At 38.0% G+C, this 10,961-nt stretch carries 12 protein-coding genes; all 12 read left to right on the plus strand.

Going from position 1 to position 10,961, the window contains the following annotated elements:
- The first annotated feature begins 237 nt into the window (after nucleotides 1–237).
- The 12 genes from B4113_RS03905 (at nucleotide 238) to B4113_RS20030 (ending at nucleotide 10,807) form a co-directional block, all read left to right on the plus strand.
- Complete coding sequence (locus tag B4113_RS03905; protein ID WP_061912237.1) at nucleotides 238–1,941, plus strand: SagB family peptide dehydrogenase; 1,704 nt, start codon at nucleotides 238–240, stop codon at nucleotides 1,939–1,941.
- Complete coding sequence (locus B4113_RS03910) at nucleotides 1,934–2,605, plus strand: nitroreductase family protein (protein ID WP_061912238.1); 672 nt, start codon at nucleotides 1,934–1,936, stop codon at nucleotides 2,603–2,605. The genes B4113_RS03905 and B4113_RS03910 overlap by 8 nt, the downstream gene beginning before the upstream one ends.
- 102 nt (nucleotides 2,606–2,707) lie before the next feature.
- Complete coding sequence (locus B4113_RS19370) at nucleotides 2,708–2,872, plus strand: thiocillin family RiPP (RefSeq protein WP_235597947.1); 165 nt, start codon at nucleotides 2,708–2,710, stop codon at nucleotides 2,870–2,872.
- 27 nt (nucleotides 2,873–2,899) lie between these two features.
- Nucleotides 2,900–3,085 carry a thiocillin family RiPP gene (locus tag B4113_RS19375; protein WP_153017122.1) on the plus strand — a complete coding sequence of 62 codons (186 nt, stop codon included), beginning with the start codon at nucleotides 2,900–2,902 and terminating at the stop codon, nucleotides 3,083–3,085.
- Nucleotides 3,086–3,111: 26 nt separating this feature from the next.
- Nucleotides 3,112–3,285, plus strand: coding sequence for a thiocillin family RiPP (locus B4113_RS19380; protein ID WP_153017123.1), 174 nt, complete (start codon nucleotides 3,112–3,114; stop codon nucleotides 3,283–3,285).
- 127 nt (nucleotides 3,286–3,412) lie between these two features.
- A complete protein-coding gene (locus B4113_RS03915; protein ID WP_061912239.1) occupies nucleotides 3,413–4,528 on the plus strand; it encodes a PqqD family peptide modification chaperone in 1,116 nt (371 codons plus the stop codon).
- Nucleotides 4,529–4,542: 14 nt separating this feature from the next.
- Nucleotides 4,543–7,041: a lantibiotic dehydratase gene (locus tag B4113_RS03920; protein WP_061912240.1), complete on the plus strand. Its 2,499-nt coding sequence runs from the start codon at nucleotides 4,543–4,545 to the stop codon at nucleotides 7,039–7,041.
- A gap of 32 nt (nucleotides 7,042–7,073) precedes the next feature.
- Entirely contained in the window at nucleotides 7,074–7,967 is an 894-nt protein-coding gene (locus B4113_RS03925; RefSeq protein WP_061912241.1) for a thiopeptide-type bacteriocin biosynthesis protein, read from the plus strand.
- Between the two features lie 13 nt (nucleotides 7,968–7,980).
- Nucleotides 7,981–8,715 (plus strand): ABC transporter ATP-binding protein, encoded by a 735-nt coding sequence (locus B4113_RS03930; protein ID WP_061912242.1) that lies wholly within the window; start codon nucleotides 7,981–7,983, stop codon nucleotides 8,713–8,715.
- Nucleotide 8,716: 1 nt separating this feature from the next.
- Nucleotides 8,717–9,499, plus strand: a complete 783-nt coding sequence (locus B4113_RS03935) for an ABC transporter permease (RefSeq protein WP_061912243.1) — start codon at nucleotides 8,717–8,719, stop codon at nucleotides 9,497–9,499.
- Nucleotides 9,500–9,513: 14 nt separating this feature from the next.
- The gene (locus B4113_RS03940; RefSeq protein ID WP_061912244.1) at nucleotides 9,514–10,410 is read left to right on the plus strand and encodes a CPBP family intramembrane glutamic endopeptidase; all 897 of its coding nucleotides are present in this window, start codon (nucleotides 9,514–9,516) and stop codon (nucleotides 10,408–10,410) included.
- A gap of 229 nt (nucleotides 10,411–10,639) precedes the next feature.
- Complete coding sequence (locus tag B4113_RS20030; RefSeq protein WP_172418761.1) at nucleotides 10,640–10,807, plus strand: hypothetical protein; 168 nt, start codon at nucleotides 10,640–10,642, stop codon at nucleotides 10,805–10,807.
- Nucleotides 10,808–10,961 lie beyond the last annotated feature (154 nt).

The following is a 10,961-nucleotide window of genomic DNA, read 5'->3' on the forward strand; positions in this document are numbered from 1 at the left end:
TGGCCATTTTCAGTATACCCGCACGGATCAGGAGCGTATACAGCACTCACCCAGTGGTGGGGATTTTCACGGAAAAATTGTGGAGGATGAATCTGATTAGCAGAGAAAGCGTTACCGCTAAAGTGATAGGGATCCACGGATGCAAAAGGTGTGGTTCACAAAAAGATGAGAAAACAAGAAGTTATTCTGCTCTATTGAACTGGTTAACAGGGTCATACGAAGAGGGGGGTGAATACTGTGAAAACTTTAAATAAAATCGATGCAAAAGAAATAGGAATGGCAGTATCATACGATCCCCAATTCAGAATGCCCATTCGACCTAAAGTTTCAAAATATGTGAATCTGGTCAGTTGCGGCGATGACGGTGTAATCTTTGACGGTTCTCCCGAAAAACAATTATTTCGGGGCAGCGCGGTTAAAAAATTTTTGTATGACTTAATCTCACTCGCTGACGGTACGCGGACAGTCCAAGAAATCGCAGAAACATTGGATACATACCCAAGCCAATTTATTTATAATGCTCTGGCTCTGTTATATTCCAGAGGTCTTCTACAAGAGGGGACGTCTTCGCACTATCTGGAAGATACCCCCTATTACAAGTTTATTGAGCGCCATATTGACGTTACACGGGTAAATCTGCACCCGACAGAAGCGATTGAAAGGTTACATGCCTATTCAGTGTTTATTCATGGGAAACCAGATGATGTCCAATATTTATCAAACGAACTGAGGCAATATGATATCTCTATTGTTGATCATATAACTCCTTTTACTGAAGACAGTAAGTTATTCGCAATAGCGATTTGTGATGATATAAACGATTTGATGGAAATTAAACCATTTGCCTCGCAATGCTACGAATACAGCATCCCATGGATTCTTATTACTTTCAGCCATAAAAAAATATATGTCGGTCCCTACTTTGAACGGAATGAAACACTTTGTTTTGAATGCTATTTAAAACAAATGAACAGGATTGATGAAATTTCAATCGGAACAAATACTGAAATGACCGATCCGCTTCTCAAAAAAATAGGACTTGACTATTCCGGCATAGAGGTCGTTCATTTGTTGTCAAGAATTGCTTCCAGTCATCTTATTCACAATTTGAAGAAAGTTGATATAGAAACTTTTGAATATACACCGATCAATGTTTCGAAACTACCTTTTTGTGAATGGTGCGATCCGATAAAGGGAATGGAACCGACAATCAATCTGGTCAGCCAGTATGAAGGTTATATCGCTTTCCCATCTAGCCATCTGATCAATCCGAAAGATCACCAAAATCATTACAAACTAGGAAACCTAGAACTGGCCAAATCTTCGATTGTATACCCGAGCTGCCAGCATATAAACCTGCCTCATCAAGACAGTTTGCCCGATTTGAATTCCAATCCCAGAAATTTTAGCGGCTTGCAGCTTTTAACGAAACTCATGCTGTTGACCGCAGGATTAAAGAAAAATGTAAAGAACAATAATCCACGAGTGTACCGCTGGGCACCCACAGGCGGCAACCTTGGTTCGGTAGGCGTTTACTTTGTGAATAAGGGTGTCAAAGAGTTGCAAAAAGGGGTATATTTCTATCAAACTTCCACACATACTTTAGCACAGCTGAATGGTAGTTTCGAAGAAGAGGTGCTGGAAAAAATAACAATCGATTCAAGACTGTCTAGGGGGACTTTATTGGGATATTTAATTTTTTCCGGTTCCTATGATCGGGTGTACAAAAAATATAAAGAGTTTGCCTATAAAATTATACATTTGGATGCAGGGGTTGCTTATGCGCAATCGCAAGTAGTTGCACAATTATTAGGACTGGAACTTCAATTATGTGAGTCGTGGAATAATGACGAAATAGAACATTTATTGCGATTGGATCACCTGAATGAACCGGTGACTTTGGTTGCGACACTGCATAGGCGGGGTGAGAGCAATGACTAAAGTAATTCCCAGAAGTGAAATCGTGATGAAATTGATAGAGGACAGTAAGGAGTTTAAAAAACATATCGTTGCTGAAGGACCTTTGGTGAAAATATTTGATATTGGGTTACCGAATAGAGGCAGAAGTATTGAACAAGTGTTTTTTGAAAGGACATCGTACCGATTTTTTCATCCGAATAGTGAAGTCGATATTGAAGATTTGAAAACGATCCTACTAAAAAATCATCAATATTATATACACAATTGGAATGATGACAGATTGGTGCAACAGTATATTATAGGTGAGCGAGTCAATCATGCGTCGATCAATGCGAGAACGATTTACAGATACTGCCCCGATACTAACGATCTTTCCGCTGAGGGGTATTTGCCGGAAAATGTATCTAAAAAAATGCTTTTTCTGCAGCAAGAGTTTGCAGATGCACCGGTAGTCTTATTATTCGTTGGAGAATTGGCCAAGGCTGTTGAAAAAATAGGGACAGCTGGATATAAAAATTTGTTAATGCGTGCAGGTGCTGTTGCCCATTACTCATGGTTGCAGTCTATGTCTATGGGTTATCAAGGAACGGTGTTTGCAGGAGTTCTTCCTAAAATGTTTAAAAAGTTTTGCTCAATAGACGGATATCGCAAGTGCCAAATGTTTGCTTACGCGTTTGGAAATTAATCCTTCCTTCTTTTTGAAGGGTGTTAATGAAATTTAGAGAATACACGAGCACCCAGGAGAAAATAAATGAAGCATATGGAGGGAGGTGAGAATATGGAAAGGATGGAAAATACAACGTTAGAGCTCTATGCTGAAGAACTGCCAGATATCACACAATATACCGCAGCCGGTACGTCTACTTTGAGCACCGAAAGCTCTGTATTGAGCGCTTCTTGCCCAACTTCAACGGTTAGTACGTATACTTCCATGAGTTCTTATAGTTGGTAAGAACAATATGAAAAAGGAGGGAGCGGTATGAATCGGGAAGACAACAATGTTTCTTTTGTAGAACTCGAATTATTTGCAGAGGAATTGCCTGAGCAGCATAACTTTATGGCATCCTGCTGCTGGGGATCCATTGCGTGTTTTACTTCTGCATCTACATTCGGTTCTTGTGCGGCAACGGCATCTTGCTCTTCAACTGCATCTTGTGCTTGCTAAAAACGATTAATGTGAGGTGACGGAAAATGAATGAAAATTTAGATGATCTGGAATTATATGCTGAAGAAATGCCTGAACAGCTTAATTTTACAGCAGCTGCTGCAACAGTGGCATCGTTCTTCTGTGGAGCGTCGATCGCATGCGCAGGGAGCTGCGGCTCATCTTTCAGTTCGACTAGCACACTTTCTACTGCAGGATAATAGTTAATTGCTAGTTACTACTAATCAAGACCGAGGAATTGAGTACCGCAGTTCCTTTGGTCTTGATTATACATCATTTATGTTTTTGTTGCTATCAAATTTTTGTATGGAGGTGAATCGGTGATATATGGACATTTCATTCAAGATCAAAGAATCGAATAGCAATTTTTCGTTATCCAACCCGCTTTTTCTTTCTAAAGATGTGAAAATGTTTGAAGTGGATGATGAGACTCTGCTTTTTCATGGACAAACGAGAAAGTACTATAAAATAGGAAAAATTGCGAAAGAACTAATATCACAACTGCAAACTCAACAATCTACTGGGGAACAATTGGTTAAAGAGATCAGCATTCGATTTGATGTAAAAACGGAAGAAATTACCAAAAATGTTAATGAATTTTTGAAACAAATGATCGAAGAGGGTATCATTTGTACAAACGAAGGACGGTTTGACAGGAACAAGTCCGTTCATTCTCAAAGATCAAACAAAGCATTGATTAAACTGATCAAAATGAAGAATTTTGATCGATATCTTTCCAAACTGTCATCATTACTACCGACAATGAGTATAAAAGCTACTGCCGTTTTTTTTATTTTAATGTCCGTAATATCTATCGTTTCAATTATCAGCGTGCTTAGATCGAATTACGTTGCCCCATTAAGCGGCATCGAATTTTTCTATCTGCTCCCATGGATCACTTTACACTTGATAGGACATGAGCTTAGCCATGCCTTGGTTTGTAAAAAATTAGGGGGGGACGTAAGAGAAATTGGCTTTGGACTATTGTATTTAGTCATTCCGGTGGCTTATGTCGATTTGACGGACACTTACCAACTGAAGAGCAACAAGAGGGCGTTCATTGCCGTCACTGATCCTGTTTATGACTTGACTATGGCATTCATTTCTTCATTGTTCGTACTTTATTTGGATGGATTTCCCAAGACGATTGCAGTACATTTTTTATTGATTCAGTTCATGATCTTTTGTTTTAACTGTAATTTATTGTTACCAAGTGATTTGTACAAGGCATTGGAAAACTGGTTTAAAGTAACGAATTTAAGAAATCATAGTTTGGAATATTTGAAATTTACCATGATGAATAAAGAAAAGCCTGCATATTTGAAGGGAATATCGGGTATAAAGGAAAACTTTTATTTGCTATATGCCATTCTTTCATTGTTTTATATCGCGAGTTTGATATTTATTTTCGTTTTCTACTATTTCAAGATCTTTTTTGACTAGAATAGGAGGAAAATATGAGCGGAATTCCTACTGTTTCTAACTTTTTACTTGCAAGATTGGCTGTTAACTCTACTGAAATTCTGGATCATATGATCTGTCACCAAACTGGAAATGTCATTCGGGAGTTTTTAAGGGTGGAGAATGAGTTGCTACAATTGAAGCAACCCATGATTGATTTATTGTATAACATCGTTCCATCTCTTGAAGATCAAAAAAAACTGATCCGATTTGTTATAAAATTGAAACGAGATATTTTTAATGATAGAAATGATCGGTTGCAAAAAATAAAAGAGTACGATTACTTAGTGCTATCAAAGTATTTGAATGAAGAAGAAAATATCATATTGAATACATGGCTGCGTTTATATAAAGAAAGAAAAGGATTGGCTGATAAAATGCGGCAAATATTTAACGATGAGAAGAAAACGATCGTCAATTGGCTAAAGGAATATCTAAAAAACGAGGAATCCGAGGAATTCCGAAAAGGATTGGCGTTAGCAAGCCCCGACTTACTCAAAATTCTACCAAAAGGACTGAATGATCTCGTTCATTTCGGATCGAATCTATCAAAATCTATCTATATGTACCTGCAAAGAAGTATTATAAAGACAAGTCCATTTAGTACGTTAACACAGATAAGCACAACAAACTTTGATCCGTTAAGAACAGTGAAGGAGCTAGACAGCGAATTTGAAACAAGACACTCGATACGTATGAATAGAGCAATTGTGACTACGGTGATCGAAGAATTGTCCAAACACGAAAGTTTTAACAAGTATTTCAAGTTTCAGTTTACGACAAGTGCTGATGCAGGGGGGAAAAAAGCAAGAATAACGAGCAAATATATGTATACCAACAACTTTTTTTGGAAGACGGAAGAGACCAAGACTTTGTTGAGCAGTCCAATTCTCTCCGCATTGGATCAATTTGATGAAGGAACTGAATATACACTTGAACAAATTTTGAACTCACTAGGTTCGAATAAAGAATATGCTAAATATTTGATGTTTTCGTTAAAATTACTTAGGCCTGTAGTTCCGTTCGATATCTATGAAGAGGAGCCATTAAAAAAGACAGCAGACTTGATTACGTCAAATGGAAACGGTGATGAATTAGTACAGGAAGTTTCAAAACATTTATACCGTGCAAACGATTTATTCAAAGAGTTGAAAATTGGTTGTACTGGGTTACAAAGGGTCGAAAAGCTCGGAAAACTGAGAATAGAGATGAAGAGACTGTTTTGTTTGTTGAAACGTAATCCTCCTCAATGGATGGAACATGCTAACCTCGTCTATGAAGATGTTCGATCACAAATTGAAGTTCCGCATCTTGGGCAACAAGTATATGAAGATGTGTACAAAATTATTGAAATGCTCCGTCCGTATTTTCACTTTTCGTCATTATATAGTGAACTACTTGATTATTTTAAAAGTACCTATGGTCCAGGAAAAGAAATAATGTTAGTGGACTTCTTGGCTACCCTCACTTCAAACGAGCAATTGTTATACCGCATGTTTGAAAGAGCGAGTGTAAGAGATTTTCAAAAGCAAAAAAACAAGACGGTAAAGGGACCAAATATTGCACCGCCCACGGCTTGTATTTATTTTCAGTTGAGTGCGGGTAGCCAAGAGGATCTGTTAAACGGTAATTATTTGATTGTAGTTAACAAAATATCTACCGGACTTGGTAACGTATTTTCACGATTCAATCCTTTGTTTAAAAAACATCCGTACAGCGGTCATTTAAAAGAATGGATCGAAGGCTTATTTCCTTTATCCGAACCCGTAGAATTGTCGATGGGGGGAGATTGGTCGAATTTGCAAGAATGTTTTGGTGTGCTGACTCGAAATATAGATTGGTTTGGAGAATGTAAATATGGCTCGACCCACTATCAAATGAAAAATATTTCCATATCCCATTGCCAAATCACCGACTCGTTGGTGCTTAAGGCGCAGGATGGAAATACGGTTTCCCCAGTATATTTGGGTACTGTTCCCCAATATCTGATTCAAGGATCCGGCAAAATATTGCTGACATTAATTAATCCTTGGATGATAGACGCCCCCTATGGAATCAATCCGCGTCCATGGGAAAAAATCAAAGGAGTTGATGGAATTCAATATATTCCTAGACAACAACAGGGCCGAATTGTATTGAAAAGGGCACAATGGATAATTCCAACAGAGCTATTACCTTCATTCGAAAAATCTGATGACGATGTAGAGGTCATGTTAAAATTACAACGGTTCATTGACAAATACCAAATTCCGACAGAAGTGTTCCTAACAATGACCGAAAAGACTACTTCACTGCACGGTTCGAAACCGGTATGGATTCATTTTCATAGCCCATATTCGATCGAAATTTTAAAAAGAAATGTTACGCAAGATACCGAGTATATCGTATTCACGGAAGCGTTACCCGATCATCGTACATGCTGGATGCAAAATAAAAGAGGACAACCGATTATTTCGGAGTTTATGTGCCTTGGGAAATTAACGGACCACACATAAAAGGATATTAAAGAAAAGAGGTGTCATCGAGAGTGAACCAGGAGTGGATTTACTACAATATATATCCCTCTAACTCTAGTTTAATGGATTTTGTTGTTGAAGACATCGTGAGAAATGCATACTTGGAAGTTGGAAAAATTACAGAAATATCGAAATGGTTTTTTATCAGGTATCAAGATCATTCGGGAACACACGTACGTCTAAGATTTTTGGTATCCGTTGAATCCCTGAACGAAGTGATCGGGATTCTCGAAAAATTGTTCGAGGAAAAGTTGACGAAAATTTCTCGGATTACGCATTATGAGCCCAAACGCTTGATTCCGATGAAATCAAGCCAACAGTTTAACAGTGAGCAGGAAAGCAGATTTGAACTGGCCTTATATGAACCTGAAATAGACAAATATGGGGGGAAAACGGGATTATCCATATCAGAAGAGCTGTTTCAATATTCTAGCGAAATCTGCTTGGATGTTACCCCAGGCATTATTGACGGAACTCTCAATCGATTTATCATTGGACTCAAATATATGAATGAATCGATACACGCCATTTTTGAACGGACGGATACGATATTGGCTTTTCTGGAAAAATATATTTCTTATTGGTCTGGAGAACATTATTCGGCGATCGGCACTACTTATAAAAATAATTTTATTCAGTCGGCTGAAAAGCGGGTAGCACTGACCAAAAATATTATAGAACAAGACTATCATCATATGAACTTCGAAAAATACGGAAAGTTGTTAAAAAGTGTGATAGACAGAATAAATGCCGTAAATATGGATAAAACGCCTGAAGATCTGCTGTTTCATTACATACATATGATGAATAACAGGTTAGGCATATGGCCTGTGGAAGAAGCATATTTGGCAGCATTATTGAATAGTTTTTACATGAATCAGCCCATGCAAGGCGCAGCCAATTAAGGGGGACTAAAAGATGATTTTTGTGGAAAATTTAACAAAGTCTTACGATAATATCAAGGTGATTGACGATCTTTCACTCAATGTGCAGGGAGGGGAAATATTTGGAATTTTGGGCAGGAATGGGGCTGGAAAGACGACCTTCATTGAATGTATGGTTGGTTTAAGAAAAAGAGACAAGGGAACCGTCAAAATCATGAATGTGTTGACGGACGAGAATCAAGAGCAAATCAAACACATCATTGGAGTTCAACCGCAAGAGGCATCTCTTTTTCAGAGGCAAACAGTTTTAGAGACCTTAAAGTTGTTTTCGAGTTTTTACAGCCAATCAATTGATATTAACGATTTAATGGAAGAGTTGAACTTAAAAGATTTGGAGAAAAAATTGGTTAAAAGTTTATCCAAGGGGCAAAAACAAAGGCTGTTAATTGCGATTGCGATGATAGGTGATCCAAAAATTTTAATATTGGACGAACCCACTAGTGGTTTGGACCCACAGGTGAGGATTATGCTGTGGGAATTTTTGAAAAAGCTTAAAAACCAGGGGAAAACGATCTTGCTGTCAACCCATTACATGGATGAAGCGGAAGAACTATGCGATAGAGTTGCGATTCTACATGACGGCAAATTTGCTGCGGTTGGAACACCTAAAGAGCTGATTGAAAAATACACTGTAGAAGGAAAAAAACGAAATCTTGAATCGGCTTTTATTCATTTAACAGGAAAAGATTTAAGAGGAGGGTTTGACTAATATGCAGATTCAAGTACATAACGGTAAAAAAACAATCCTTTTCCTTGTTAAGGCGGGATTCAATGAAATTATAAGAGATCTAAAAGTTTTCTTTTTTATTATTATATTCCCAGTCATTTTTTTAGGGATTTTTGCCGGGATAAGTTCGGTAATAGACAAATCAGAACAGTTGAATATCTCAATGCTAGAGTTCATGTTTCCGGGAATATTAATATTTGCTTTATTGTCAACCGGTTTATTCGGTACGGCTCTGCCGCTCGTAGAAATGAGAAAAAACGGTATAATGCGGTTATTGACTTTGACGCCGCTGACTACAGGCCAATTTGTCATTTCCCAGATCATTGTAAGATTGATTTTATCCGTCGTGCAAATTACTTTGTTTTTAATTCTAGGAATACTACTTCAAATCATTACCATTTCCGATGTGGTTCCCCTGCTGCTCGTGTCTTTGATAGGTATGGTAATGATTTTGAGTCTTGGGTTTCTACTTGGAGGATTTATGAACTCTGTGGAGATTGCGGGGGGGATTCTTGGTGCTATTTCAGCACCGATATTAATGTTAAGCGGTGTTATGATGCCATTCTACATTATGCCGGATATCATCGAGGATTTGGCTATTTTCATTCCGTTCACCTATATGGGAGATGCCTTTAGACAAATATTGTTTGAGCATTTGGAAGGAAAATTCAACATTTATATCGATTTAGCCGCGATTCTTGGATTTGCCGTATTGTTTTTTGTAATGACGAAACTCTCGTTCAAGTGGACCAATGAGAAAATATAATATGGGTGACCGGTATGAGAAAATCCCGTGAAATACTTGTGACAATTGGTTTTGTGGTGATGTGCATTGCTTTTACGCTCCTATCGTCCATGATGATCTCCAGTATTTCCATCATGATCCAGCTCGAAAGTATCGGAGATTTTTTGTCACGTATAGGACAACTGTTGGGTATTTTATCCTTTTTCATTGTATGGTATAAAAAGATAACGATATTTGAAGAGTTTGCTCTTCCACTGTATGCCCCTAAAATGAAACGTCATCTTTGGTTGGCCTTATCAGGGGCTATATTGGGCTTACTATCAATATCAGTCATTTTTCTAATCTATATTGGAAATGATGCAAAATACCAATTTAACGACAACGGTGTGATTCATTGGTTTGCGATTAGTTTGCTACCAGCTATCATCGTTCATTTTTGTGTTTGTGTATCTGAAGAACTGCTATTTCGCGGATATATATTGTCCAAGGTGGAACAAATAACGACTTTTACAGTGGGAAATGCTGTTCAATCCATCCTGTTTTCACTAACCCATTGGTTTAATTTTGGATTTAGTTGGAAATCGTTCGTTGGATTGGTCTTATTTGGTTGGTTAATGGCCTATTTAAGAATTTTAAGTCGCAGTTTATGGTTGCCTGTTGGATTTCATGCATTATGGAATATTTCTCAAGGTTCGATATTTGGGTTTGCCGTTAGTGGCACCGCCGAGAAAAATTCTCTCATCCGAGTTCATATCGGTGGACCCGAATGGTGGAGCGGGGGCGCATTTGGTCCTGAAGCGGGAATCGTATCGATGGTCTGGCTATTCTTACTCATTTTAATTTTGGGATTTGTTTTATGGATTCAAAGCAATAAAGCAGGTGTTGTATCTTCCGGAAAAAGCATGAAAGGCGAAAGAGTGGAGGGAGTTTAGCAACGTGAAAGCAGAGAAAAAATGCAGGAATTGTGGTAGTAGTTCATTTTCGGAAGGTATGGTGGGAAGCGGGCATGCCAATGTAAAAAATGTAAATAAACATTTAAGCATCGGGTCAAGATTGTTCGTTACATTTTGTATCAATTGCGGGGAAGTTCAATCGATGCGAGTAGAAAACCCAAAAAAAGCACTCTGAGTGCTTTATATTCATTAGTGAGGAGGTATCCGAATGAATCGATACCAGAAAACTGCGATAGGACTAATGTTGGTTGTGCCTTTGATTTTCTTGCTCATCTCTTTATTGACGGACAGATGGGGTTTTTTCCTTTGGAGTTTGGCACCAAGCTTTATCGTAGGCATGACAGGATTTTTCGCAGCGAAAATTGGAATCAAGTAAACAAACAAGAAACATTGAGCAAATATGTAGCGATTAATAAAAAATTGGACGCCTTATGAAAAGAAAGACCTTGTAGACCCACGAGTGTTGATTATCCAAAATTATACATACGCCTTCCATAAATTTGGGCATACTCAAACAAAGCAGCGGCCAT

It is taken from the genome of Geobacillus sp. B4113_201601 (assembly GCF_001587475.1).
GTDB classification, from domain to species: domain Bacteria; phylum Bacillota; class Bacilli; order Bacillales; family Anoxybacillaceae; genus Geobacillus; species Geobacillus icigianus.

What these genes read in the sequence shown, in the direction of transcription:
- B4113_RS03940 (WP_061912244.1), top strand. Translation starts at nt 9,514, where the DNA reads ATGAGAAAATCCCGTGAAATACTTGTGACAATTGGTTTTGTGGTGATG.
- B4113_RS20030 (WP_172418761.1), top strand. Translation starts at nt 10,640, where the DNA reads ATGAATCGATACCAGAAAACTGCGATAGGACTAATGTTGGTTGTGCCT.
- B4113_RS19380 (WP_153017123.1), top strand. Translation starts at nt 3,112, where the DNA reads ATGAATGAAAATTTAGATGATCTGGAATTATATGCTGAAGAAATGCCT.
- B4113_RS03910 (WP_061912238.1), top strand. Translation starts at nt 1,934, where the DNA reads ATGACTAAAGTAATTCCCAGAAGTGAAATCGTGATGAAATTGATAGAG.
- B4113_RS03920 (WP_061912240.1), top strand. Translation starts at nt 4,543, where the DNA reads ATGAGCGGAATTCCTACTGTTTCTAACTTTTTACTTGCAAGATTGGCT.
- B4113_RS19370 (WP_235597947.1), top strand. Translation starts at nt 2,708, where the DNA reads ATGGAAAATACAACGTTAGAGCTCTATGCTGAAGAACTGCCAGATATC.
- B4113_RS03915 (WP_061912239.1), top strand. Translation starts at nt 3,413, where the DNA reads ATGGACATTTCATTCAAGATCAAAGAATCGAATAGCAATTTTTCGTTA.
- B4113_RS03930 (WP_061912242.1), top strand. Translation starts at nt 7,981, where the DNA reads ATGATTTTTGTGGAAAATTTAACAAAGTCTTACGATAATATCAAGGTG.
- B4113_RS19375 (WP_153017122.1), top strand. Translation starts at nt 2,900, where the DNA reads ATGAATCGGGAAGACAACAATGTTTCTTTTGTAGAACTCGAATTATTT.
- B4113_RS03935 (WP_061912243.1), top strand. Translation starts at nt 8,717, where the DNA reads ATGCAGATTCAAGTACATAACGGTAAAAAAACAATCCTTTTCCTTGTT.